Consider the following 26,306-nt stretch of genomic DNA (forward strand, 5'->3'; position numbering starts at 1 on the left):
AAGTATTTTCAAAAAAGTGTCATATTCCTTTTGTTTGCTCAAAATACCCTCACTATGCATATATATCGTACTGCTTTTCACAGTTTTTATGGATACCAACCTTCTCTAGAGGCGGTTGCCTAAAATAATGGGGGTATTGGTACTACTTGCAGAAAGGTATACCATCGTTTCCACAAATAAAGGTTTAAAGGACAATAACATTTTTTGTTAAGTGACGAAGCGTATACGGTGGATGCCTTGGCAGTTAGAGGCGATGAAGGACGTGTAAGTCTGCGAAAAGCTGTGGTGAGCCGACAAAATGCATTTGAGCCACAGATGTCCGAATGGGGAAACCCACCTGTTTACCTAGGTATCGTGTACGTGAATACATAGCGTAACGAGGCGAACGAGGGGAACTGAAACATCTAAGTACCCTTAGGAAAAGAAATCAAACGAGATTCCCCTAGTAGCGGCGAGCGAACGGGGAAAGCCCTTAAGCTTCATTGATTTTAGCGGAACGCTCTGGAAAGTGCGGCCATAGTGGGTGATAGCCCCGTACGCGAAAGGATCTTTGAAGTGAAATCGAGTAGGACGGAGCACGAGAAACTTTGTCTGAACATGGGGGGACCATCCTCCAAGGCTAAATACTACTGACTGACCGATAGTGAACCAGTACCGTGAGGGAAAGGCGAAAAGAACCCCTGTGAGGGGAGTGAAATAGAACCTGAAACCGTATACGTACAAGCAGTGGGAGCCCTTCGGGGTGACTGCGTACCTTTTGTATAATGGGTCAGCGACTTATATTCAGTGGCAAGCTTAACCGTATAGGGTAGGCGTAGCGAAAGCGAGTCTTAATAGGGCGCTAGTCGCTGGGTATAGACCCGAAACCGGGGATCTACCATGAGCAGGTTGAAGGTTAGGTAACACTGACTGGAGGACCGAACCCACTCCCGTTGAAAAGGTAGGGGATGACTTGTGGATCGAGTGAAAGGCTAATCAAGCTCGGAGATAGCTGGTTCTCCTCGAAAGCTATTTAGGTAGCGCCTCAGACGAATTCCATTGGGGGTAGAGCACTGTTAAGGCTAGGGGGTCATCCCGACTTACCAACCCTTTGCAAACTCCGAATACCAATGAGAACTATCCGGGAGACACACGGCGGGTGCTAACGTCCGTCGTGGAGAGGGAAACAACCCAGACCGCCAGCTAAGGTCCCAAAATATTGCTAAGTGGGAAACGATGTGGGAAGGCACAGACAGCTAGGAGGTTGGCTGTATCACTGCCACCCTTTAAAGAAAGCGTAATAGCTCACTAGTCGAGTCGGCCTGCGCGGAAGATGTAACGGGGCTAAGCAATATACCGAAGCTGCGGCAGCAAGTTTACTTGCTGGGTAGGGGAGCGTTGTGTAAGTGGATGAAGGTGAGTTGTAAAGCTTGCTGGACATATCACAAGTGCGAATGCTGACATGAGTAACGATAATGGAGTGAAAAACTCCCACGCCGGAAGACCAAGGTTTCCTGTCCCATGCTAATCAGGGCAGGGTAAGTCGGCCCCTAAGCTTCCGATCTAATGCGTAGTCGATGGGAAACGGATTAATATTTCCGTACTTATATAATCAGTGATGGAGGGACGGAGAAGGCTAGGCAAGCTTGGCGTTGGTTGTCCAAGTGAAAGTGCGTAGACCGAGAACTTAGGTAAATCCGGGTTCTTAAAGTCGAGACACGAGACGAGCCACCTTTAAGGTGGTGAAGTTGTTGATGCCCTGCTTCCAGGAAAAGCTTCTAAACTTATGATTATATGAACCGTACCCCAAACCGACACAGGTGGTCAGGTAGAGAATACTAAGGCGCTTGAGAGAACTCGGGTGAAGGAACTCGGCAAAATTGTACCGTAACTTCGGGAGAAGGTACGCCTCTGTGTGTGAAGACTTCGCGTCGTAAGCACATGGAGGCCGCAGTGACCAGGTGGCTGGGACTGTTTATTAAAAACACAGCACTCTGCAAACTCGTAAGAGGACGTATAGGGTGTGACACCTGCCCGGTGCCGGAAGGTTAATTGATGGGGTTAGTCCTCGGACGAAGCTCTTGATCGAAGCCCCGGTAAACGGCGGCCGTAACTATAACGGTCCTAAGGTAGCGAAATTCCTTGTCGGGTAAGTTCCGACCTGCACGAATGGTGTAACCATGGCCACGCTGTCTCCACCCGAGACTCAGTGAAATTGAAATCGCAGTGAAGATGCTGTGTACCCGCACCTAGACGGAAAGACCCCGTGAACCTTTACTGTAGCTTTACACTGGACTTTGAGCCTGCTTGTGTAGGATAGGTGGGAGGCTTTGAAGCGTGGACGCCAGTTCGCGTGGAGCCATCCTTGAAATACCACCCTGGCATGCTTGAGGTTCTAACTCTGGTCCGTGATCCGGATCGAGGACAGTGTATGGTGGGCAGTTTGACTGGGGCGGTCTCCTCCTAAAGAGTAACGGAGGAGTACGAAGGTGCGCTCAGACCGGTCGGAAATCGGTCGCAGAGTATAAAGGCAAAAGCGCGCTTGACTGCGAGACAGACACGTCGAGCAGGTACGAAAGTAGGTCTTAGTGATCCGGTGGTTCTGTATGGAAGGGCCATCGCTCAACGGATAAAAGGTACTCCGGGGATAACAGGCTGATACCGCCCAAGAGTTCATATCGACGGCGGTGTTTGGCACCTCGATGTCGGCTCATCACATCCTGGGGCTGAAGTCGGTCCCAAGGGTATGGCTGTTCGCCATTTAAAGTGGTACGCGAGCTGGGTTTAGAACGTCGTGAGACAGTTCGGTCCCTATCTGGTGTGGGCGTTGGATGATTGATGGGAGCTGCTCCTAGTACGAGAGGACCGGAGTGGACGAACCGCTGGTGTTCGGGTTGTCATGCCAATGGCATTGCCCGGTAGCTACGTTCGGAACGGATAACCGCTGAAAGCATCTAAGCGGGAAGCCGGCCCAAAGATGAGTCATCCCTGACCTTTAAGGTCTGGAAGGGTTGTTATAGACGATGACGTTGATAGGCAGGGTGTGGAAGCGTTGTAAGGCGTTAAGCTAACCTGTACTAATTGCCCGAGAGGCTAACCATACAACGCCTACCCGCCATAAGGCGGGTTTTTCTAATAGGGACTTGGCGACCATAGCGTTTTGGACCCACCTGAACCCATTCCGAACTCAGAAGTGAAACGTATTAGCGCCGATGGTAGTGTGGGGTTTCCCCATGTGAGAGTAGGACACTGCCAAGCAAATTCTTAAAATTCGGAAAGCTGTTTGTTCTCTACACATTCAATTCGTTCTTGCTTTGAGTCCATCAAAACCCTTTCTTACTTTACCTTACACGTCTTAACTGTGCTAGCGCATGTGCGTGTACCAGTGCAATCCTTTCGTTCTGTTTATCGTAGCTTGTCAGTAATAGTCGCCCTAAAAAGCCCTTCACATTATGCATGGCTGCTAGTCCTTTCTTACTTTGATAAGCCGCTTCCCAACTACCGTTGGGGGGTAAAGACACGTCTTCTAACCATTGAGTAATAAATGCTTCACTTAGCTCTTTTCGTAAGAATAGGTAAATACTGGCTCTTGCTAATCTATCCGGTTCATTTGTGTGATAGAAAACGACTTGGCTTGGGTTGATCACTGTTTTCAATGATTGTGCTAAGGCAATAAGTTGGTGTTGAGAAATACGTTCATTTAACGCTAGCTGCAAGACTAGATCAGCAGTATGAGGAATTTGATGAATATAGCCGTACTTATCATCAAAGCCAGTAAAGTCTGTGGTGGTTTTAAATAGAAATATTGCTGTTTCTACTAACGCCTTGCGCTGACTCTCATTAAGAAACGGCGTAATTCTATCAACGCGAGCAATTTCAGCTAACCCTAAGGTAAGAAAGGCTTTGTGGTACTGTTGAGCACGCGGATTGCGCAACTGTTCTTGAATATCCGATATCATACTAACAAGCGCGGCCTCACTGACCTGACCCGTGCGCAGAATATGGCTAAATGTTGTCAATGCGTAGTCATCCCTTATAGCAGGAGAAGGGGAGGCAAAGCAGGGAAGCAAACTTGCTGGCGCTTGCGCCGTTATTTTAGTGTTTTTCTCAATATCGCAGTCAGGGGTTGGGTTAGCATACACAGGCAATGGGTAGCACATACCGCACAATAGTAGGGTGTATTTTAGGTTCATAAGGGCGCTTTATTCTTCTTTGTATACCTTACTCATAGCCTATCTATAGAGTAATAGACATGGATTAGCGGTAGGTACTAGGGAAATGTAGGTTGAATTGCGTTATACGGTCACCAACCGTTGAGCCCAACGCATCGGTGACCATAAGAAATCGGTGTTTAAAAGTGGTAGGCGTAAGATAAATTAAGGAAGTCTAGCCCAGGGTTATCGTTGTTTAGGCCGCCATTAGAAAAGTGCATATAGCGTAATGCCACATGCTGATTTTTATCCAACTCTATAAATACACCTAGCCTATCTTCAAATTGATAATTTGAGCCTATATCTTTACCTGCAACCTTTTGATCACCAATATAACTAGCGCCTATACCAGCTTCTAAATAGACGGGGTATTTGTCATAAAGTGTGGTTACTTGTTTCATGAATACCGGAGTAAGAGACACGCCATAACTGGTACTGTGTGTATCATCTTCACCATATTCCCATACCACTGCGCTCACTTCCCAATACAACTTAAGATCGCCAAACCAGTCAGTCGCTAGCGTTTGTTCAACGGGGCGATACGCAAACCTCACGCCATCAATATCGTCAAAACCGTGCATGTAATCCACACTGACAGTTTGCTTAGCAAGCGCTAAGGTAGGCGTGAACAATGCGAAAATTAATAAATGTTTGAATACCTTATTCATGATTACTCCTTATCTATGCTCTAGATAAGCAAAATCATGACCACTGAATAAAGGGCATATTTTTCAATTGGTTATATTTATTTTTATGAGCGGGCTAATGGGCGGGTGTTTCAGTATTACTTACCTTTAGTATTTCTTACAGTGGGAAATACTTAAGGCTCGACTACTGATTGTTTGCCGTTTCGTTGATACCAAGAGTAAGCTGTTTTACCAACGCATCAGGTTGTTTTATCTGGTAGGATTTTACAATTTGAGACACTTCACTAGCATGTTCAATTAAAAACTGATTCAGCTGCGCGATAACCTCAGGTTGATTGACGGTTGAAAGCTGAAAGGGCACATCTTTATAAGGAAGGGTAATATCCAGTTCAATGCCAGCGAGTTGTGGGTAACGTTTTACAAAATAGTCCACCACATGATACTCAAGATCAATCGCATCTGCCTTACCCTGATTTACAAGTTGTAAGCCCTCGTAAACGTCGTCGACTTCAATCACTTTAACGAGGTTACTATTGATTCGCTGCTTCCATTTAACCGGGGTAAAGCCTTTAGGTACTGCAAGGGTTTTAATGGATGAAATAGTGTGACCCCGTTTCTCTTCAGTGAGGAAACTGCCGGTTAGCGTGTGAACAAGTGGTTCGGAAAATACTTTCTTTTGCGTAGCCTGAATACCGTTATCCCAGCGAGGGTTGTCAGGAAAGACGAAATCTATATTCCCTTTTTGTAGCTCTATTTGTAGGCGTTTCACCGGCAAACTTAAATACACTAATTCATGGCCGGAGTACTTAGAGAAAGCTTCTAATATCGCCCAGGCTACCCCTCTATCTCTGGATGAGGTGAAATCATAGTGAGGGAAGTAGTCAAGGCGCTGTGCACCAATAACGAATTTATCGGCCATACTGTTAGCACTGCATACACTAAAAATAGTGAATGCTATTAGTCTCAGAACCCATGTGTTCACTTTTGATTTCATCGCGTTAACGTCATCCTTCGTTACTCATTATTGCCATACTTGCGCTTCAGAGACACGTTGCTCTTTCATCAATTCTGGCTTAAGTTTGCGAAAACTTATAATACCGTATGTATTTTTTATTTCCCTTATCTTATTTGGGTTATTTTCAATAAATTGATTTAGCTCATCAATAATACCTTTGTGGCGCAATGATGAGAGCATGAAAGGGATTTCATTATGGGGTAGGGTAAGATCTAACGTGAGAGGCGCCAGTCCATTCACATTTTTGCTAATATGCGAAGCAACATGCATTTCTAAGTCAATCGCATCTACTCTGCGCTTTTGTACCAACCACATTCCTGCCTCAATATCGGATACCCATACCAGCTTAGTTTGTTTTTTGTCTACCTGTTGCTGCCAATTCACTGGCGTAAACCCTAATGGCATCGCTATTCGCTTAATGCGAGCCATGGTATTACCTGTGTTATCTTTTGATACAAAGGTGCCCGTAATGGCGTTGGTTAGCGGAGAGGAAAAGTACTTGTCGGTATTTTTAGTGACTTGGTTGTACCAACCAGGGTTGTCAGGGTACACAAAGTCTACATGGCCTTTCAGTAGCTCCAGTTGTAAGCGACGTATTGGCATGCTTAGATAAATAAATTCATGGCCAGAGTGTGCCGAGAAGGCTTCAAGAATGGCCCAGCCTACGCCTTTGTCCTCTGATGCAGAGAAGTCATAATGCGGGTAGTAGCCAATATTTTGCGCGCCAACGATGTACTTTTCTGCGCTTAGTTGCGTGCTAAATAGCATAAGCAGTAGACAAAGTAATATCTGCTTCATACGTTACTCCAATTCAGCATTAATGTTTTACCACCGAGTCTCAGCTTTAATGAAAATCCCGTGAGGTTAACGACAAAGACGCTAACCAGGGCGTTCGGTCTATCAGCTTACCTGCAATAATATGAATGACTCCCTCTTTAGAGCGCTCAATCACGCCATTGACTTGAAGTAGCTTCGCTTTTAAAAACGTGGGTTGCTGCGCTCTTGCAGTAGATACCCATACCACAACATTCATGTTGCCAGTGTGATCTTCAAGGGTAAGGAAAGTAACCCCTGCTGCGGTTCCCGGTGCTTGGCGTCCTGTCACACACCCAAGTACCTTTACCACCGACTTGTGCGTTTTTCCGTGTAACTTATCTGCCGTTGTAATGTAGTTAAGTGACTTTTCGCGGTGTAGTAATGCCACAGGGTGATCGTGTGTACTCAGCCCAGTAGCCGCATAATCTTCAAGTAAGTTGTCTGCATCATTTGGCGTAATGGCCAAACTATCATTATTAGGACAGTCATCGAATAATGGCAGGCTTGCTTGATTGTCCATCATTCGCCATCGCGCTTGATAGCGGTTACCCGTTAGCGCATTGAACGCCCCTGCACTGGCAAGTGCTTCAAGTTCGTCCCGCCTGATGTTTAGGCCTTGTATTGTTTCAATGCGTGTAAACCCTTCAAGGGGGCGTTGCCTGCATAACTCATGGGCGGTTGCCTCTCCCAGCCCCTTAATTATAGCTAATCCCAATTGAATTTTCTTATAGCCTTTATGATAAACCACCTGATGTTCGTAGCATGATTGGTTGATACAAGGGGGGATTACCGTAATCTTATGACGTTTTGCGTCTTGCACCAATTGAGAGGGAGAGTAAAAGCCCATAGGCCAGCTATTCAGTAGCGCCACGTAGAATTCAACCGGAAAGTAAAACTTGAGCCAACAGGATACATAAGCTAGCACCGCAAAGGACGCTGAGTGAGATTCCGGAAAGCCATAGCCGGCAAAGCCTTTTATTTGTTCGAACAGGTTATGGGCAAAATTCTCGTCATAGCCTCTTGCTACCATGCCTTTTATTAATTTATCGCGAAATTCGAAAATTCTGCCGTCTTTTTTCCAACTGGCCATAGCACGGCGAAGTTGGTCGGCTTCTCCACCGCTAAACCCCGCAGCAACCATAGCAAGTTGAATCACTTGCTCCTGAAAAATAGGGACGCCCATGGTGCGTGATAGCACGTCTTTTACTTCATTCGAGGGGTAGCTAATGCTCTCGTTTCCATGACGCCTTAATAAGTAGGGGTGCACCATGTCGCCTTGAATGGGCCCAGGCCTGACAATGGCGATTTGCACAACCAAGTCGTAATAACAGCGGGGCTTAAGCCGCGGTAACATAGACATTTGAGCCCGTGATTCAATTTGAAAGACACCCACGGTATCGGCTTTACAAATCATGTCGAAAACCTGAGGGTCGTCTCCCAGTTTGGTAATGAAAGGAATGCTCACAGGAACAGGGTAATGTTTGTTTATTAATGCGAAGGTGCGCCTTATTGCGCTAAGCATGCCTAATGCTAATACGTCCACTTTGAGTAGCCCTAAGGTCTCTATGTCGTCCTTGTCCCATTGAATAATGGTTCGCTCTGGCATAGCGGCGTTTTCTACGGGAACCAGTTCATAAAGGGGGCCTGAACTAATGACAAAGCCCCCAACATGCTGTGATAAATGCCGCGGGGTACCCAGTAATTGCTCGGTGATATTAATCAGCTGCTTTACGCGTTTGTCATCTCCCTTAAGGCCAAGCTCCTCCAGTTGGGATTGCCAAGGAATAACACTGTCTCTACGGTTAATTTGTTTCACAATAAAGCTCAGTTGAGACTCATTGAACCCCAGTGCTTTACCGGCGTCCTTAAAGGCTGATTTAAAGCGATAGCAAATGACGGTGGCAGCGATGGCCGTGCGTTCGCGCCCATATTTTTTATAAATGTATTGAATAATTTCTTCCCGTCTTTGATGCTCAAAATCCACATCAATGTCTGGGGGCTCGTCACGCTCTTTAGAAATGAAACGCTCGAATAGTACATTAATTTGCCGAGGGTCTACCGCCGTAATTTCTAAGCAGTAACACACCACAGAGTTCGCGGCTGAACCTCTGCCTTGATACAAAATTCCCTGCTGTTTGGCAAATTGCACAATGTCGTAAAGCGTCAGGAAAAAGTAGGCATAATCCTGCTCTTCTATCAGCTTCATTTCCTTTTCAATTATGGCCCGTACTTTTTTGCTCAGGCCTTCAGGGAAGCGTATGCGAATGCCTTTTTCAACACACTGGCGTAAGTAGGCTATGGCTGTATAGCCTGTAGGCACCAATTCGGCAGGATACTGATAACGTACTTCATTGAGTGAAAAGTGACAGCTTCCAGCGAGTACAGATGTGTTGTCTATCCACCGTTCGGGATAGAGTTTTTGAATTTTATTGATGGGCCTTAAACTACGCTCTGCATTACTGATTGCATGGCGACCCAGGTTGCTCACGGTGGAATGTTCACGGGTAGCCTGTAATACATGTTGCAGGGCTAAGTCGTCGCTATGGTGCATTAATACCCCCGTGCAGGCTACTACGGGGAAGTCGTAGTGCTGTGCTAGGCGGTTATAGGTCGCAAACCTGTGATGGTCGTTACCGTCGAGTAAACGTTGAGCCCCAATATGGGTGTGAATAGCCGAGTGTTGACTTAGCCATTTGGCCCAATAGTCGTCGTGGGCTTGCTGAGTACTAGGCAGCCAGATGAGTTTGCAGTGCCGAATAGTACGCAAGTCCCATTCCGCTAATTGGTATTCCCCCTTTTTCGAGCGCCTTCTGGCATTGGTAATGATACGGCATAGCTCAGAATAGGCGGCCTTATTTGGACATAACAACACGAAGGCAAAAGTGTCGTCAAAAACAAAATAGCTACCCACAATCAGTTTTATGGGTAAACGTTGCTGGGTAATAGACGCATAAGCGCGTACCACACCTGCCACCGAGCATTCATCCGTTATGGCTAGTGCGTCGTAGCCTAAAAATGACGCCGTGGTGACCAGTTGAGCGGGGGAAGATGCACCGGTTAAAAAACTATAGTGACTTTGGCAAAAAAGCTCGCTGTACATTAGCTATATATTCCCTGCATCCACCATCGCTTGTGATGATCTTTAAACACGAGTAAGCGCCTGCCTTGTAGCGTTTGCGCAATAAAGTAATCCCGTGGTTGCGCTTCTTCTTCCCACCACAGGGTTTGCAATCGTAATGGGCCAAAACAAATTTTACTGCCTTGCGTGAGAGGTTTTGGTTGGCTAAACAAAAAGGTGGGTGCTGCATCAAACTGGTAAGTCTCGGTGGCATGCTGTACATCATAGGTACACATTTTCTCAAAGGCATGACTGTTACCCATCAAAGGTTGTTGTGTGCTTGTGTCGCCCAACTTTGCTTTTAAGCGGCCAATAAGCTGTTTTTGCGCTAATGTGGTGAAGCGGTTCGAGAATAAATCGCCGTTGTCGCCTGCGGTCGGCTCAAATTCGCAACATGTCAGGGTTAACGAAATAGCGGGGGCGGGTAACGCTAAGCGCTCTGTCTTGAGTACGGCCAGCTCCAGCCAATCTTTTAGTGCTGTTGTGGGCAAGGCGGCGTTTACCGCCAGCCGTAGGGGGCTTACCTCTCTGAACGAAATACGAAATTCAATGGCGGACGTTGTAAGGTTACGGGCTCTTAAATAATGGCTCAGGGTTTCAAGCTGAATGTTAAGGTAAGGCTGTAAGTGTTGGGTGTTTTCTACTTCAAACGACAAAGCGGTGGTTTTTTCAAAGGTATCGCTAGGCCTAAATACTTGTCGTGTGGGAAAGGTCTCTCCTCGTAAGGCGGTAAGGTAGCGAATGGTGTCATTGGTGAAACGACGGCCTAATTCGTGAACTGGCATACTGAGTAATTGCCCTACTTGAGTTATGCCCACTTTTGCTAGCGACGTAATGGCTTTACTGTCTAACTCTGTTTGAGAAAGGGCGCAGGTGGAGAGACTTTCCCTAATATCTGCAGTCTGGATACTCACTTTATTATGATGATTTTTGGCTAGCAGTCGCGCAGCTTCTATTCCCCACGCTGTAGCATAATTATAGTGAATGCCTGAGAGAGAGATTTCGTGGGTTAAGGTACTCCACAATACCTCGTAGCTGCCGTAATACTGCACTAAGTTATCTAAACGTATTGCCAAGCTATTTGTGTCTTCAAGGACAATATCCGAAGCTAATGGATATAATCGGTGAGCCAAGCTAATCAAAGTGTCTCTTTCTGCCTCAGCACGGTAAGTTAAAATATTGACATGAGGACAAAGGGCGGCGGTTTGTGCTAAACCAAACCCCACGTCTAGCCCCGTGTCTTTTGCTGGGGGATTTAATTGTACGACAGCGTTATTTTTTTCGTTATATACCACCGTTGGCACAGGGCAAGGCGATGCACTTTGCTGTGACACATAAGTGTCGAGGGTGAGTTGGTAGCAATGAAAGTAGGCCCAAAGCATGACTAACTCACAGAGTGTAGAGGGCGCGGGTTCCTTTTGTTATTCAACATTGCCCATTGAATGGCGTGATTGCTAGGCGTCCAAGTAAAGGGAATAACAAGGTTATTGATTGGCCAGCCCTGCCGATGTTTCAGAATATCCACCACGATGTTGCTTTCTTTTACGGCTAATTTGATATCAAGTACCACCGGAAGGGATGTCATATTTTTATTCAAGTGTGAAAATAAAAAACATAGAGCATCGTTGTGGCTGGCCGCCACTTGCAACCGACGGGCTTCTTTTGGTGATATTGCGTTACTCCATAACAGTACGCAATGACATGCTGCGCTTTTAAGGCATTGCTCAGCCGCCCATAAGGCGTCGGCGTCGTTAGTGGGAGTGATGATCAGTACTTGCTCTATGGCAATGCCTTGGCTAACAAGCCAAGGGGCTTGTAGTTCAGCCGGTGGGTTAATGAATACACGTAATTTATGCTCCCGAGGCTGACTAATCACTTGTTTAAAGAGCGACAATTCCCCCGAGCCTGTTGCGCAGGACACTCTAATCATGCCTGATGTATGAATACCACCTTGTAATACCTCATCTAGTTTATCCACACCCAAGGCAAAACGTGCGCATGCGCCATGCTGATCACGGGCTCGCCATAGGTTTGGATTGTTATGTAAAAGAGATAATGGGTCTTTCATAAACACTATAATACTGTATGCATGTACAGTATTATAATGTACGTACTTGGGTTTTCAAGCAAAGCGGCAGCGTTTCACGCTGCCTTTTAGCTAACTCAATGAAAAATAGAAATAAAGGAAGGGTAACTAAGACGCTTGGTTTTCTTTTTGTGCAGCCGACTTTGTGGTGCCACTGATGGTGATTGTAATAAGCTGACAAGCGGCAATAAACCCATCAGCTGAGTTTTTAGACCAAGCCATTCGAACATTACTTGGCATTTCCTTTAGTACTTCTTGCAGGTCTGTCAGGCTTAATTCTTCATTTTTTAACACCTGATTAAGCGCTTCTTCAAGGGAAGCTCCTTTTTCACAGCAGGCCATTACAATGGTGGAAAAGTTACTCATAAGCACCATAAAAGCAGCATGCTGCTGGGCATTAATAAGCCTGCGTTTAAAGGCGTTTTCAGTGCGAGTAGACAGGTTTTTCTCTAATGCTTCTGTCACCAGCACTAGGTTGCGGTACGCATGAGAAACCTTACTATTGCTTTGTTTTGCCGAGGTGCGTGTAAGGGCTAATTCCCTTTGCAAGTTTTGCATGCGAAGCACAAGGTATACGGAAAATAGGAGAAGAACTCCCATCACTGCAAATGCCACCACTATCATTGTGTTATTGCCTTTTGTTGTTTTATAAATGTATTGATGTGTTGCTCTAAGATAAACAAGGGAACCGAACCATTTTCTAATACCGCCCGATGAAACTTACGTACATCAAAATGCTGTCCCAATGCCTTTTCTGCTTTTTTACGTAATGCTTTTATTTTTATCTCACCAATTTTGTAAGATAACGCTTGCGCGGGCCAAGATATATAGCGGTCAATTTCCGTATTCACATTGTGCTCAGAAAGGGCCGTATTTTCCATCATATAATCTACCGCTTGCTGACGGCTCCAGCCCATAGTGTGCATGCCAGTATCAACCACTAAGCGACACGCCCGCCACATTTCATAGCTAAGACGACCAAAGTTATCATAAGGGGTTTCGTAAATACCGGCTTCTATCCCCAGAAACTCTGAATACAGCCCCCAGCCTTCACCAAAGGCGGAAATATAAGTATTGCGGCGCACCATGGGAAGCGCGTCTAACTCTGCCGCCAGCGATATCTGTAAATGGTGGCCAGGCACAGCTTCATGCAAAGTGAGAGCAGGCAAGGCATACAGCGGGCGCTTATCTAGGGCGTAGGTGTTTACCCAATAATAACCAGGTTTATCATCGCCACTAGGATGAATGTAGCGGCCAGTGGTGTACTTAGGTGCAATATTATCGGGTACTGGCGCAACGCCATAAGGGGTGCGGGGTAAGTATTCAAAAAGTGAAGGTAACTTAGCGTCCATTTTTTTGGCAATAAACGACGCTTCTTTTAGCAAGTCTTCCGCTGATTCTGCGTAAAACTGTGGGTCCTCACGGAGAAATTGAATAAAATCGTTGATATCACCGTGGAATTTGACCTCATCCACAATGCGTTGCATTTCTTCTCGAATGCGCGTTACTTCGCGAAGCCCGAGCTGATGAATTTCTTGCGGCGTCATATCCGTGGTGGTGTAGTGCTTGGCTCGGTTAGCATAGTAGGCGTCGCCTTCGGGCCAATGCTGAGCGGCAATAGACTGGCGAGCGCCAGGTATATACTCATTTACCATGAAGTGATAAAACATCTGATAGGCCGGTAATACGCTTTTCTCAACGGCCTCTCTACCGGCAGCGTTAAGGGCTTTTTTCTGAGTAGCTGAAAAGTAATCAGGAAAAGACGTAAAAGGCGCATAAAAGCCACTGTCTTCAGGCCGGTCAACTAAATAGGCTTTTATTGCCTCATCAAATCCTTTCAGCACCACCTTCGGTTGCGTATACCCTTCTTTTAAGCCTTGGCGCATATAGCTAATTTGTTGTTCAAAGTAAGGCGGCAAACTATGGAGCCGGTGAATGTAGGCGAGGTAATCTTCGTCGGTTTTGAAACGAGATAAGTGAGGTAATCCGGCCATGGTAGCGTGGAAGCCATATTCCGAATTAATTGGAATAAGGTGCGCGCGAAAGCGGTATTGATCAATATAATCATCTAACCGGTATTTTTGCATGAGCAAAGCAATAAAACCGTCATTGGAGAGGTTATCAACATTATATTTCTCCAACGCGTTTCGGTATTGAACCCACATACCGTGCTTGCGAGCTAATGCTTCAGGAGAAATATCAGGCAGTTGTGCCGCTAAAGAATGGTCGCCGTGACGAGATGCAAGTAGCGGTGACACGCTGAGTTCATATTGCCAAATTTCCTCTAGCAAGGTGTAAAATTCGGCATCTTTAGCGGCGGTGGCAAGTGATGAAAAACTTGCCAAGCTAAGCAATAAAGCAAAAAAATAACGAAAAGTCATTAGGCCTCCGGCAACCTTAGTGCCGGAAACAAACCCGGCGGGTTACTCTTTGTTTGGTGTATATATGGGTCGGGGGAATGACGTTACTTTATCAGACTTATTGTCTAATTGAGTAATTTTAGCCGTTCCTTTTTTATTCACAGCATCAATACGTAAGACATTATGCATAGGTATATAAGTTTTTGAAACATCGCCAAATTCTGACTTCAGTTTTTCATGACTAGGGTCTACCACTACACTGGTGTGGGTGTCCCATACAAAGTCACCTATTTCAACGAAGCCAAAAAGCGCGCCTTGGGTTAGGGTTTTTACGTACAGTTCGTAGCGTTCACCGTGACTAATAAATTGTATTCGATATAAAGGTTCGTTGTTACTCATGGTTTGTTCTTAGTTGCTCAAATAAACACTATGCCAAAGAAGCGGAAGTTTACATTGGTCTATTTATACGGGCAATGATGGAAAAATACAGGGTTAAATATTGCCAAAGCACTTCTGTACGATACTATGTTGGCAGATTTAAAGACGGTGAAAACATAATGATAAAAAAACTACTTATAGGTGGTGCAGTGGCGGCAATGACATTGTCGGCATGTGCACAAAAACCTGAAACGACAGACAGTGGCTTTAATCCTGATACACAACGAATAAAGTCACACTTATTTTTTCTTGCAGACGACTTGTTAGAAGGCCGTGACACAGGGTCGAAAGGCCATGAAATGGCGGCGTTATACATAGCCACTGAATTTGCTAAATATGGTTTGAAGCCAGCTGGGACCGACGGTTACGTTCAACGCGTTAACTTTCGTAAGGCTAATCTTATTCAAGAATCGCCAGCGTTTACCCTTACCCGTGGCGGCGAAACCATTAATTTTGAATACCCCAAGCAATACTTAGCAGGCCCAAGCCTACTTTCCACTGACGCAAAAGTAGAAGGTGAGTTAGTGTTTGTCGGCTACGGTATTGTGGCTGACGAACTTGACCATAACGACTACGAAAATATGGATGTAGACGGCAAAATAGTGGTAACACTTGCCGGTAAGCCAGGCGACTTCCCCTCAGAAGAAGGCGCTCACTTTGCTTCAGGGTATCAAAAACAAAAATACGCTGCTGAGCGTGGCGCTATTGGCATGATCACCATCACGACGCCAAAAAATGAAAAAGTTCGTCCGTATCAAAGCCGTTTAAGCTACATTCATACTCCCCGTATGGCATGGCTAAACGAAGACGGTGAGCCAGCGAATACCTTTGCACAAATAAAAGGTGGTGCTTACCTTAGTGAAGGGGCAGCAAAAACCTTATTTGACGGCGCAGAGCACTCGCTAGAAGAAGTGTATGCTGAACTAGAAGCAGACAAAGTGCCTAAAGGTTTTGAACTACCAGGTACAGTTTCTCTTAGTAAACAAAGTACTCACGAAGTGGTAAGCAGCCCCAACGTAGTAGGTATGCTAGAAGGTTCAGACCCCACTCTGAAAAACGAGTACGTGGTATTCTCTGCACACTCAGACCACATTGGTTTTGCGAAAACGGTAAAGAAAGACAACATCAATAACGGTGCCATGGACAATGCCTCTGGTACCTCTGTGATGCTTGAAACGGCGCGTTTGTTTAGCGAAATGAAAGAAAAGCCTAAACGCTCAATTTTATTCGTTTCGGTAACGGGTGAAGAAAAAGGCTTATTAGGTGCAGACTACTTTGCCCGTAACCCGACCGTTCCTGTTACTTCAATGGTGGCTAACGTTAACCTAGACATGCCTATTTTAACTTACGAGTTTGCAGATGTTATCGCCTTTGGTGCAAACCACAGCGATTTACAAGACTCGGTGGAAAAGGCCGCTGCTAACGCAGATATTGAACTAAGCCCAGACCCATGGCCAGAACAAGCCTTATTCACTCGCTCTGATCACTATGCGTTTGTAAAGCAAGGTGTGCCTGCGGTGTTTATGGTACCAGGCCTAAAATCGAAAGATCCTAATGTGGATGGAAGCAAGGTATTCGGTCAGTTTTTATCAACTCACTACCACAAGCCTAGCGACGATATTCACCAGCCGTTTAACTGGAATGCAGCAGAAACCTTTACCAAGGTAAATGCACAAATTGGTTGGACACTGGCAAACCAAGAAGACAAGCCAAGCTGGAATGAAGGCGACTTCTTCGGTACCACCTTCGGTCAATAAGACAGTAAAAAAAAGAGCCAGACATCATCAGTCTGGCTCTTCTTTCTTTATCGCTATTCTCGCGGCTAACGGCTAACGGCTAACGGCTTACAGCTTGCGCTTTAATACGGTAGAGCTAACATTTGGCGTATAGTCAAAATACACCATTTCACAAGTGACGCTTGGGTATTTACCCTTCCAATCCGACCCCACCGAGATAGCATCAATACGATATTCATCCACCACTTTTTGCTTATTCTTATCGACTTGTGGGATAACTTCGTCCACATAGCGGTTTGACTCTAATATAGAAATTCGCTCTTCAAATGGAATGAGGGGAGGGCGACCTTTCGACTGAATAATTAACTCATCGGTAGACACGCCTACAATTAAATAGTCACATAATTGCTTGGTTTTTTTCAGGATATTGAGATGGCCTTGATGGAAAATATCAAAGCACCCTGAGGTATACATACGACCGTACTTCTTACCTGAACTGATTTGCGGAACAGAAAGCAATGCAAAGTCGGCCTTAAGGGTAGATAACAACTCATCACGATAAATGTCATCTAAAGGCAAGACAGATTTTAAGTTAGGTGGGCTAGGCCAGCTGGTGTCTTCAAATTGCTTCTCACAAAATGTGACAGGGCTATCGTAACGTGGAATAACATGAAAATGCACGGCGGGATCGACCATCATCAGCATAAGGTAATTAATTTTGCTGAAGTTGAAGCGCTTTTTCAGTATCCTCTCGATATCAGCAATAACCTGTTTTTGCTCTCTAGCAGCCTCTTCAGAGATATCGGCATATTGATAGACATCTTCTTTGCAAATAAGTACCAAAGAACCAATAGTGACTTGGCCTGGTCTTAAGAGTACATGCCAGTAATCGTAAGTCTTAATAAGGCTTTCTGGGTATCCGAACTTTGATAATGTGGCGTTTAGCATGGCTCTCAACGATTAGTTTATAAATTGACATCTCATTATAATATAAACAAAGAGTTACGCTAGTTAGCAAATTTACAAAGTTACTTTTCTTATTGTAAAAAGAGTCTAATTATCTGTATGAATATTGTTTTTGACACCGTGAATGTCTACTACTTGCCTCAATTTCTTCCTATTTGTGAAGAACTCACTCGACGAGGGCATCAGATAACGTTTGTTTGCTATAAAAATAAGAATAGCGAAGATAAATTTACGCAAGTACTCACCGCGCTTGCCTATAACTATCATTGGGTAGAAGACGACAAGTCTGCCCGAGACTATTACGTAGAACATAAGCCAGACTGGATCTTTTTTGGTAACGCTTTTGCGTACTTAGATGAAATCCATCAAGCCAGCAAAACCGCTCAGTTAGGGCATGGCGTAGGCCCAAAACCCAGCTATTATCATAAGTCGGTAACCCCAATGACCGTGCGTTTTATTGAGGGTGAGTTTAGGCTTAAAAAAATAAGAGAGCTATATCCCAACGACAACTTTGTGCAGGTGGGCTTCTCCAAACTCGATCCGCTTTACAACAACACAGAGGCCGGGCTCGATTATGCCAAGCTAGGTTTAGACAAAAGCAAAAAGACGCTGCTGTTTGCCCCTACTTTTAACCCAAGTTCATTAGAGCGCTTTCCTGATGATTGGCCTCGCTACTTTGAAGATTTTAATATTCTTATTAAGCCTCACACCTTCACCTACACCCGTGAAGCTTATAAAAATCAACGCAAGAAGCTAAAAAAGTGGGCGGCATTTGAAAATGCGTATGTGGCTAGCGAATACGAATTGTCTCTTCTGCCGTTTATGAAAGACGCTGACATCTTATTAAGTGAAGCCTCCAGTACGTTATTTGAATTTGTCGCACTGTCTAAGCCGGTGATTGTATGCAATTTCTTCAAGTTGAAATGGTCTTATCGCGGAATTTTCAAATACCGTTTCGAAAAACGATTTGGCAAAGACAATGTTATTTATGAAAACATAGGGCTGCACATCAATAGCTTTAGTGAATTAAGAGAAGCGGTAGAAAAGCAATTGGCCGAGCCCTCTTTGTACGCCAAGGAACGGGCAGAATATACACGAGACCATACTGGCCCTACCGACGGCAAAAGCTCAGCACGTATCGTGGATTACTTAGAAGCATACTAACGAAATACGCCTTCGGGCGTGAATAGTACTAAGGTAAGGCGAGGTGTGCGTGAGTGTTAGCCTGTGCGGCGAAGGCACAGGCTAAACGAGTTAGATAAACAGCTGTTTAAATACTTGCCACTGTTCACTGAATTGTTCGGTGGGTTTACGGGTGAAGCCGCTACGAATATAAAGGTTAATTCGACCGTCCACATAACAAATCATCAAGTTGGCAATAACTTCTTCTTCTGCCGATAAGGTCTTGCCTTCACGCAACTTGCGCTCTCTTAACACTTGCTTCATTTGCGTTTCTAGGCGCTCATATAATTTCGCTATACGGGCACGCAAACGGTCTTGCTCTCCCATTAAGGCATCACCGTTTAATATGCGGGTAATCCCTGGGTTTTTCTCAGCAAAGCCTAAAATAAGATGCAAAATAAGTTGGCAGCGAGCCGCAGAGTCTTTTTCTTCGTTCACAATTTTGTTGATGCGTGTGAACAAGGTTTCTTCAATAAACTCTATAAGTCCTTCAAACATACGAGCTTTGCTTGGAAAGTGGCGATAAAGCGCCGCTTCAGACACGCCCACTTTTTCTGCAAGTTTGGCGGTAGTAATACGTTGACCAGCGTTAGTTTCCAACATTCCCGCTAAGGCTTGTAAGATTTGCGCTCTGCGATTTGTTTTTTTGACAGCAGGCATGATGAGAGTAATTCCTCCACAATCGAGCAAGAATCGCTCGTATTCCATGTTAAGTTGGCCAAAGCCAATGGCGTTATAATTTGTCGTTATTATTATCGACGTAATAACCGCTTTATTAAGTCGTGTTGCTAATTTTTATTATATTGCTGCGCTATTAAACTCACCAAGCCTTTCGCTAATTCAGCTTTACTGGAGGCAGGTAAGTGTTTATCGCCGTCGTTCCAAATTACATGCAGCGCATTGTTATCACTGTTAAAGCCTAACCCTTCTGCGGTGATATCGTTGGCGGCAATCATGTCTAAACCTTTATTCACCAACTTGCCGCGGGCGTAGGCCTCTACGTTTTCACTTTCGGCGGCGAAACCCACACAAAATGGCTTGTTCTGACGGGCAGCGATAGTAGCTAGAATATCAGGGTTTTTAATAAAAGTAAGTGTTAACTCATCGCCTACTTTTTTAATTTTATTTTCAGCCACCTGACTGGCTTTGTAATCTGCCACGGCGGCAGTCGCAATAAAAATGTCAGTGCTTTCAGCATAAGTTTCACAGGCCTTAAGCATGTCGTCAGCCGAGAGTACATTGTGGCGCTGACAGCCTTGAGGCGTGGGCAAATTAACCGGTCCTGCAACCAATGTTACCTGCGCGCCTGCTTTTACCGCAGCATCAGCAATCGCGAACCCCATTTTTCCCGAGCTATGATTCGAAATAAATCGTACAGGATCGAGAGGCTCTCTCGTTGGACCTGCGGTAACCATTATTTTTAAGCCTGCTAACTCAGACGTTGGCTCACTAAAGGCGTGATCTACGCAGTCGGCAATATCTACGGGTTCTACCATACGGCCAGCGCCTACGTCACCACAAGCTTGTTCTCCACTTGCAGGCCCAATAAAGCTGATGCCTTGTTGTTTTAACGTAGCGACATTGCTTTTCGTAGCCGGTGCTTTCCACATTTGCTGGTTCATTGCCGGGGCAATCATGATTTTCGCCGTGGTGGCTAAATATAATGTGGTTAACAAGTCGTCTGCCAACCCCACCGTTAATTTTGCCAGCGTGTTGGCGGTAGCGGGGGCTATAAGCAGTATGTCTGCCCACTTAGCTAACTCAATGTGCCCCATGGCCGCTTCTGCGGCAGGGTCGAGTAAATGTTGATGCACAGGGTTGCCCGATACTGCTTGAAGCGACAAAGGGCTAACGAACTCAGCGGCGGAGGCTGTGAGAACCACGCGCACATTGGCACCTAGTGCAGTAAGCTTACGCACTAAGTCTGGTGCTTTATACGCGGCGATTCCACCACTGATACCGAGTAAGACATTTTTGTTGGCTATGGGCATAGCGAAAACCTGCTTTTAATCATCTCATTAGCCTATCATGAAGCATGTTTTTAAGGTAGCTGAACGAAAGTACATACCCATAAATAGGCACGGAAAAAGCGCGTTTCTATTCTTTTGGTCAGTCGTTAATAAGGGGAATGAGCGGTATAAATAGAGGCCTACGTTTACACAAGGATAACTATGTCAATTAAAGTGTGGCCTATACAAGAACGTCCCAGAGAAAAGCTGCTGACGCTAGGTTCGCATCACCTCAGTGACGCAGAACTGATTGCCGTGGTACTGGGGGCGGGAACCATGGGAAAAACAGCTGTTGCATTGGCAAGAGAGCTGCTTGGTGAAATGGGCTCCCTTCGAGAAGTGGTCAACAGTACCCAAGCTACCTTTACTAAAACGCCGGGAATAGGCCCATGTAAGTACGCGCAGTTTCAAGCGGCCTTTGAAATCTTTAGGCGCAATTTAGAAATACCCTTGAAGCGCCAAGATGTCTTTCATAATGTCGACGACACTAAAATTTATTTACAGGCTGCGTTACGGGATTGTCAGCAAGAAAAGTTCGGCATGCTCATGTTAGATAGCCAACATCAGCTTATCGCTTTTAGGATTATGTTCACAGGGACAATAAATAGTGCCGCGGTGTATCCTAGAGAATTAGTTAAGCAAGTAATGAAAGACAACGCTGCCGCGATCATTTTGGTCCATAATCATCCTTCTGGCGTAGCAGAACCGAGTCATGCAGATATTCGATTAACCCAAGAGATCCGATCTGCAATGACCATGATCGATGTCGCCGTGCTAGATCATTTTGTGGTTGGAGACACAGAAACTGTTTCATTTGCACAGCGAGGCTTGTTAAACTAAGTATCTAAATTTTTTTTCGATTATAATGTAGTCAAGTAGTTGAAAATGATTTAGCATAGGATTCTAATGGGTAAGTTTCAGAAAAGGACTAATATGAAAAAGTCAATTATTGCTTTATTCGCGGCTGCTACTATGGTTGCAGGCGTAAACGCACAAGATGAGGCCGGTGGCACAGGTTTAGGTGTGACTACTGGTGGTTTAGTGGGAACAGGTGTAATTGGTGCAGCGATTGTTGGCGGTATTGCTTCTAACAACTCTGCAACCACACCTGACGATGACGATGATGTTGTTGATCCAGTGCTTAGCTGTGAAGGCGACGACGAGATCGTAGACGGTGTATGTCTAGGTACAACAAATACCTTAACTAGCACAGTAACGGTATCTGGTACTCAAACAGTAACCAAAACAATTACTGTTCCTGTTACCTTTACCTACGCACCGACTATTCAGTAAAAATAGATTCGTGTGAAAAAGCCGCTTTTGTTAGCGGCTTTTTTATTGATAAAAATAAAGTTTCGCACTTTCCTTCCGTCTATTGCTGAAGCACTTTTCAATGAAAAATAAACACTTCTTGCTTATTGTAAGCCTTATGTCTCTTTTGATGACGGGATGCTCATCAACCACGCAGTCATATATCAAAACCATTCGTTTAGCGTTAAAAGATCGCTCCGTAAATTACACCCTTGATGAGATCGCCAACAACAAGGGCGATCTTATGCAGATCAAAGCTGGGGAGCGGGATCAAGCATCACTAGGTTTAGCCTTCATCGATGGCGACAAGCATCGCTGGGTATCCGGAGACGGGGTTGTATTTACCCTGCATCACGGCGTAATAGTACAAACCGAAGGGTTAGACAGAGATTTGTACTACACAGGAAACTTATTACGTAATCCTCTGTCTGGTAAAGACAGACTCGCCTATGAGTGGGACCGCAAGGTCGATATTGAAGGCACTGGGTTTGGATTACCGGTTTTCTCCACATGGCGTATTGAGGGTGAAGAAACGAAAGACTATTTAGGTTTTTCCATTCGCGTATTAAAACTCTCTGAACAGGTTAGCTTCCCCGATTCCACCCCGTTTATTGAAACAGGCCTTGAGTGGGAAAACACCTATTATCTTGATGCTACAACCAAAGAGTTGTTAGCGTCTAAGCAAAAGTTCTCGCCACAGGGAGATGTCTACGACATGGTGTATTTAAGTCGCGTTGTGCGCCTTATGAAGAGCAAAGGAGTTATTGCACAATGAAACGATTAAACGTGCTTTTCCTTGGTGCGCTCATACTCATGGCGCCCCTTAGCGCATTTGCTCAATTAACCATACTGATCAATAAGCAGCCTTATGAATTTCCTCGCCCAGTAAGGTTAAGCAGTGTGTTGTCTGTAGTGGCAGATTCTGGCGACTGGTACTGGCCTGCCGCTGGGGTGTTTAACTTGAACGACGCTACCGCCGAGCGTGAGAAAGAAGCCATATTGTCTGAATTAAGAAAGTTATTGGCTCAGTATGAAGAAGGCTCAAATCGGCATGATGCCTTAAGTGGTTTATATACGCAGGTGGCTTCATGGACAGTGGCGACCCGCGTAGAGATGCCTGTGTCGTACACAAGGGCACGACTTTATCCAGAAGAAAATCCCATGTTTCAACCGGGGAAGTACTTGCTTAGGCTAAGCGGTCGACCTGATGTTATCCACTTTTCTGGCGTGGTAGAAAAGCCCGGTGCTTATCGCCATTCATCAGGTGCTGTTTACACCATAGCGAACTCCGTTAAGCATAGTGCAGGCGCTGACAACAGTACAGTGTATGTCATCGACCCAATGGGGAACGTTCACCTAAAAGGTGCAGCCTATTGGAATGTCGATTACGCGCAAATTATGCCGGGTAGCCAAATTTTTGTGCCCATTGCTGGCAATTTTATCGGCAACACAATGGATACGCTAAACCAGCGTATCGCACATTTAGCAGTACATAGGATCCTTGTGCAATGAGCGCGTATTTTCCATATAAGAGATCGGCACTCGCACTTTTTATAAGCAGTGCCTGCATGTTTCCAGTGGCCGCAGAAACCGAAAGTGAACGAACAGAGCTGGCGGTAGAACCTTCTCAAATGGTGCAAGGGGGGGCAGGGCTTATTCAGACTCCCACGGCACGAATGCGTGACGAAGGTGCGTTCGCTGCAAGTTATACCGATAATGGCGAATATCGTTTTTGGTCGGTAAGCCTTCAGTTATACGATTGGATGGAAGCCACCGCACGCTATACCGACGTACGCACGCGTTTATACAGTGACGTCGATTCGTTTAGTGGCGATCAAACGCTAAAAGATAAAGGCCTAGACGTAAAGTTTCGACTGTGGAAAGAAAGTTACTACTTGCCCGACATCTCTGTGGGCTTTAGAGATTTTGGTGGTACAGGTTTCTTTGAAAGCGAATACGTGAATGCCAGTAAGTCCATTGGCCCCTTTGATATTCACCTTGGCGTGGGTTGGGGTTATTTGGGTACCGCCAGTGATTTTACCAATCCATTTTGTGAATTTAGAGAAAGCTTTTGTGAGCGTCCGACAGGGTTTTCCGGTGAAGGCGGTAAAATTGATTACGACCAGTTCTTCAAAGGCTCAGCGGCCATTTTTGGCGGTATTGAGTACCAAACGCCGTGGGAACCGCTAACGCTAAAGTTAGAGTTTGAGGGTAACGATTATACCCAAGACCGTGCTGGCGTACTTGAACAAGATAGTCGCTGGAATGTGGGGGCGGTGTATCGTTTGGATAATTTTGACTTCAGTTTAAATTACCAACGTGGCAACACCGTGGGCTTTGGGGTGACGTACAGGTTCAATATGAACACAATTACCCAGCTTAAATTTGATAAGCCGCCTAAATCGCTAATGGCTCGTCGGGCCCCCGAAACGATTGACGAGGTAGACAAGTCTCGCTTGTATAATACCTTGTATCGCTCTGGTGGATTTGCCTTAACGGACGCCAACATCACAGAAAAAGAAGCCACATTCTACGGCACTCAGTATGCTTATCGAGATCAAGACGAAGCTATTGAGCGAATAGGGCGCATTGCTGCGGCAGAGTTACCAGATTCTGTAGAAACGTACCACGTTATTGATAATAGCGGTGGCTTGCCCATGGTAGACACGCAGATAGATGCAGAGGCGTTTATTGACGCTGCGCGCTACGAATCCCTTGAGGCTGACATTACGCAAACCTACACCCGTACAGCGCCGTCAGAGGAAATTATTGATGCCTATGATGCGTCAAATATCGAAGGGCTGTTCTACAGTGCTGATTTCTTCTTTACTCAATCATTCGGTAACCCTGAAGACTTCTATCTGTACCAAACCGGGCTTATTTTAAGTGGCGGATACTCGGTTAACAATAAGTTGTCTTTCATCTCCAGTATGCGCGTAACCTTGCTAGATAACTTCGACCAATTTAACTTTTTAGTTGATAACGAAGAAACCTCGGTGCCGCGCGTGAGAACCCGTGTACGTGAATACGTCACTGAAAACCCCATTGGTTTAGACACCGCGTTTGCGCATTACCAAGACAGCGTTAGCGAAAACCTATTTGGTCAAGTTTACGGCGGCTATTTAGAAACCATGTTTGCCGGTGTGGGTGGAGAGTTGCTGTATCGACCTGTAGATAGCCATTTCGCTTTTGGTATCGATCTTAACTATGTGAAACAGCGCGATCCTTACAGCAAACTGGCCACTATCGATTACGAGGCCATTACCGGCCATGCAAGTGTGTATTATCGCCCGCCGTTTTTAGAAGACACCCAAATTACCGCCAGTGTGGGTCAGTTCCTTGCTAAAGACAAAGGGGTTAATATCGACTTCGCGAAACGCTTCGACAGCGGCATTATCGTGGGTGCCTACGCCGCATTCACCGACGTGTCTTCTGAAGAATACGGCGAAGGTAGCTTTACCAAAGGATTCTATATTTCCATTCCTTCAGATCTGTTCTTATTGCAGCCATCTAAAGGTAGGGGATCCTTCCCTTGGGTGCCAATTGCCCGAGACGGTGGGCAAATGCTACGTCGCCCTGTTCGGTTAATTGATACCACTGAAGTAAGATCCCCTTTCTTCGACTAATCCGTTAGTAGGCGAGGGCTATTTGCTCTCGCCTATAATAATTATTTGCCAAATTTTACGAAAAAAGCGCGTTTAATTGTTTAACTTGTGTTACTTTTCACGCCCCACGTGAAGGTACAGATCCTAAAAATCGGCTTAGCCGATCCGCGAGGTAAAGACGAAAAACCCCGCTTTTTTGTCTAAAGTGGATAAATAAGTGACAAAAATTGAGCTTTTTATAGTTTCTTATTGAAATCCGCAGGGCTTTGCTGTATAAAATGCGCCCTCTAATTTATAGTAATACGTCATTTGACCCAACGTCTGTTTGAGCCGTGGGATTGACTGGCGCGACAGTTATCGTTGTTCTGGAGACAAATACAATGTCAAGAGTATGTCAAGTAACAGGTAAGCGTCCTACGGTTGGTAATAACCGTTCGCACGCAAGAAATGCGACTCGTCGTCGCTTTTTGCCAAACCTTCAAACTCACCGTTTTTGGGTTGAGAGCGAAAACCGTTTCGTTAAACTACGTTTGTCTGCGAAAGGCATGCGTATTATCGATAAAAAAGGTATCGATTCAGTATTAACTGATATCCGTGCCCGTGGTGAGAAAATCTAAGGAAGCCGACAATGCGTGATAAAATTAAACTAGTTTCTTCAGCAGGTACAGGTTTCTTCTACACCACTGATAAAAACAAGCGTAACATGCCTGGCAAAATGGAGATCAAAAAGTTTGATCCCGTTGTGCGTAAGCACGTTATGTTCAAAGAGGCAAAAATCAAGTAAACAAACTTGCTTTTGTCTCCACGAAAACCCGGCTTTGCCGGGT

The 26,306-nt window shown here is 45.3% G+C and carries 22 protein-coding genes and 2 rRNA genes; 11 read left to right on the plus strand and 13 right to left on the minus strand.

The window, feature by feature from the left end:
- Positions 1 to 205: 205 nt before the first annotated feature.
- Both EP13_RS00160 and rrf read left to right on the plus strand, forming a co-directional pair.
- A 23S ribosomal RNA gene (locus EP13_RS00160) occupies positions 206 to 3,081 on the plus strand.
- A gap of 40 nt (positions 3,082 to 3,121) precedes the next feature.
- A 5S ribosomal RNA gene (gene rrf / locus EP13_RS00165) occupies positions 3,122 to 3,237 on the plus strand.
- Between the two features lie 83 nt (positions 3,238 to 3,320).
- Here rrf and EP13_RS00170 read toward each other — a convergent pair.
- From EP13_RS00170 to EP13_RS00215, 10 genes are all read right to left on the minus strand, one after another.
- A complete protein-coding gene (locus EP13_RS00170; protein WP_044055425.1) occupies positions 3,321 to 4,172 on the minus strand; it encodes a DUF2785 domain-containing protein in 852 nt (283 codons plus the stop codon).
- A gap of 158 nt (positions 4,173 to 4,330) precedes the next feature.
- A complete protein-coding gene (locus EP13_RS00175; protein WP_044055426.1) occupies positions 4,331 to 4,858 on the minus strand; it encodes an acyloxyacyl hydrolase in 528 nt (175 codons plus the stop codon).
- A gap of 163 nt (positions 4,859 to 5,021) precedes the next feature.
- Entirely contained in the window at positions 5,022 to 5,756 is a 735-nt protein-coding gene (locus tag EP13_RS00180; RefSeq protein WP_231401211.1) for a substrate-binding periplasmic protein, read from the minus strand.
- Positions 5,757 to 5,858: 102 nt separating this feature from the next.
- Positions 5,859 to 6,650 (minus strand): type 2 periplasmic-binding domain-containing protein, encoded by a 792-nt coding sequence (locus EP13_RS00185; protein WP_044055428.1) that lies wholly within the window; start codon positions 6,648 to 6,650, stop codon positions 5,859 to 5,861.
- Positions 6,651 to 6,696: 46 nt separating this feature from the next.
- Positions 6,697 to 9,768, minus strand: a complete 3,072-nt coding sequence (locus EP13_RS00190; RefSeq protein WP_044055429.1) for an error-prone DNA polymerase — start codon at positions 9,766 to 9,768, stop codon at positions 6,697 to 6,699.
- Positions 9,768 to 11,168 carry a Y-family DNA polymerase gene (locus tag EP13_RS00195; RefSeq protein ID WP_044055430.1) on the minus strand — a complete coding sequence of 467 codons (1,401 nt, stop codon included), beginning with the start codon at positions 11,166 to 11,168 and terminating at the stop codon, positions 9,768 to 9,770. The genes EP13_RS00190 and EP13_RS00195 overlap by 1 nt, the downstream gene beginning before the upstream one ends.
- A gap of 2 nt (positions 11,169 to 11,170) precedes the next feature.
- Positions 11,171 to 11,854, minus strand: coding sequence for a translesion DNA synthesis-associated protein ImuA (gene imuA / locus EP13_RS00200; RefSeq protein ID WP_044055431.1), 684 nt, complete (start codon positions 11,852 to 11,854; stop codon positions 11,171 to 11,173).
- Between the two features lie 126 nt (positions 11,855 to 11,980).
- Positions 11,981 to 12,496: a hypothetical protein gene (locus tag EP13_RS00205; protein WP_231401212.1), complete on the minus strand. Its 516-nt coding sequence runs from the start codon at positions 12,494 to 12,496 to the stop codon at positions 11,981 to 11,983.
- Positions 12,493 to 14,253, minus strand: a complete 1,761-nt coding sequence (locus EP13_RS00210; RefSeq protein ID WP_044055432.1) for a DUF885 domain-containing protein — start codon at positions 14,251 to 14,253, stop codon at positions 12,493 to 12,495. Before EP13_RS00210 ends, EP13_RS00205 begins: the two co-directional genes overlap by 4 nt.
- Positions 14,254 to 14,295: 42 nt before the next feature.
- Positions 14,296 to 14,631: a DUF1820 family protein gene (locus EP13_RS00215; RefSeq protein WP_044055433.1), complete on the minus strand. Its 336-nt coding sequence runs from the start codon at positions 14,629 to 14,631 to the stop codon at positions 14,296 to 14,298.
- A 158-nt stretch (positions 14,632 to 14,789) separates the two neighbouring features.
- Here EP13_RS00215 and EP13_RS00220 point away from each other — a divergent pair, with 158 nt between their 5' ends.
- On the plus strand, positions 14,790 to 16,427 hold the full coding sequence (locus EP13_RS00220; RefSeq protein WP_044058618.1) for a M28 family metallopeptidase: 1,638 nt from the start codon (positions 14,790 to 14,792) through the stop codon (positions 16,425 to 16,427).
- Between the two features lie 87 nt (positions 16,428 to 16,514).
- On the opposite strand, the gene EP13_RS19315 is transcribed toward EP13_RS00220, so the two are convergent.
- Positions 16,515 to 17,354: an adenylyltransferase/cytidyltransferase family protein gene (locus EP13_RS19315; RefSeq protein WP_231401213.1), complete on the minus strand. Its 840-nt coding sequence runs from the start codon at positions 17,352 to 17,354 to the stop codon at positions 16,515 to 16,517.
- 117 nt (positions 17,355 to 17,471) lie between these two features.
- Here EP13_RS19315 and EP13_RS00235 point away from each other — a divergent pair, with 117 nt between their 5' ends.
- Positions 17,472 to 18,536 carry a CDP-glycerol glycerophosphotransferase family protein gene (locus EP13_RS00235; protein WP_044055434.1) on the plus strand — a complete coding sequence of 355 codons (1,065 nt, stop codon included), beginning with the start codon at positions 17,472 to 17,474 and terminating at the stop codon, positions 18,534 to 18,536.
- A gap of 90 nt (positions 18,537 to 18,626) precedes the next feature.
- Here EP13_RS00235 and slmA read toward each other — a convergent pair whose 3' ends face one another.
- Both slmA and coaBC read right to left on the minus strand, forming a co-directional pair.
- The gene (gene slmA / locus EP13_RS00240) at positions 18,627 to 19,214 is read right to left on the minus strand and encodes a nucleoid occlusion factor SlmA (protein ID WP_044055435.1); all 588 of its coding nucleotides are present in this window, start codon (positions 19,212 to 19,214) and stop codon (positions 18,627 to 18,629) included.
- Between the two features lie 128 nt (positions 19,215 to 19,342).
- Positions 19,343 to 20,545 (minus strand): bifunctional phosphopantothenoylcysteine decarboxylase/phosphopantothenate--cysteine ligase CoaBC, encoded by a 1,203-nt coding sequence (gene coaBC, locus EP13_RS00245; RefSeq protein ID WP_044055436.1) that lies wholly within the window; start codon positions 20,543 to 20,545, stop codon positions 19,343 to 19,345.
- A 180-nt stretch (positions 20,546 to 20,725) separates the two neighbouring features.
- On the opposite strand from coaBC, the gene radC reads away from it, so the two are divergent.
- From radC to rpmG, 7 genes are all read left to right on the plus strand, one after another.
- On the plus strand, positions 20,726 to 21,403 hold the full coding sequence (gene radC, locus EP13_RS00250) for a RadC family protein (RefSeq protein WP_044055437.1): 678 nt from the start codon (positions 20,726 to 20,728) through the stop codon (positions 21,401 to 21,403).
- Positions 21,404 to 21,496: 93 nt separating this feature from the next.
- A complete protein-coding gene (locus tag EP13_RS00255) occupies positions 21,497 to 21,856 on the plus strand; it encodes a hypothetical protein (protein ID WP_044055438.1) in 360 nt (119 codons plus the stop codon).
- A gap of 100 nt (positions 21,857 to 21,956) precedes the next feature.
- Positions 21,957 to 22,649: a YjbF family lipoprotein gene (locus tag EP13_RS00260; protein ID WP_044055439.1), complete on the plus strand. Its 693-nt coding sequence runs from the start codon at positions 21,957 to 21,959 to the stop codon at positions 22,647 to 22,649.
- On the plus strand, positions 22,646 to 23,386 hold the full coding sequence (locus tag EP13_RS00265) for a capsule biosynthesis GfcC family protein (RefSeq protein WP_044055440.1): 741 nt from the start codon (positions 22,646 to 22,648) through the stop codon (positions 23,384 to 23,386). The genes EP13_RS00260 and EP13_RS00265 overlap by 4 nt, the downstream gene beginning before the upstream one ends.
- The gene (locus EP13_RS00270; protein ID WP_044055441.1) at positions 23,383 to 25,500 is read left to right on the plus strand and encodes a YjbH domain-containing protein; all 2,118 of its coding nucleotides are present in this window, start codon (positions 23,383 to 23,385) and stop codon (positions 25,498 to 25,500) included. Before EP13_RS00265 ends, EP13_RS00270 begins: the two co-directional genes overlap by 4 nt.
- Before the next feature lie 359 nt (positions 25,501 to 25,859).
- Positions 25,860 to 26,096, plus strand: a complete 237-nt coding sequence (gene rpmB, locus EP13_RS00275) for a 50S ribosomal protein L28 (protein ID WP_044055442.1) — start codon at positions 25,860 to 25,862, stop codon at positions 26,094 to 26,096.
- A gap of 11 nt (positions 26,097 to 26,107) precedes the next feature.
- Complete coding sequence (rpmG, locus tag EP13_RS00280; protein WP_013786148.1) at positions 26,108 to 26,263, plus strand: 50S ribosomal protein L33; 156 nt, start codon at positions 26,108 to 26,110, stop codon at positions 26,261 to 26,263.
- The last annotated feature ends 43 nt before the right edge of the window (positions 26,264 to 26,306 follow it).

The organism is Alteromonas australica, from assembly GCF_000730385.1.
Lineage (GTDB): Bacteria > Pseudomonadota > Gammaproteobacteria > Enterobacterales > Alteromonadaceae > Alteromonas > Alteromonas australica.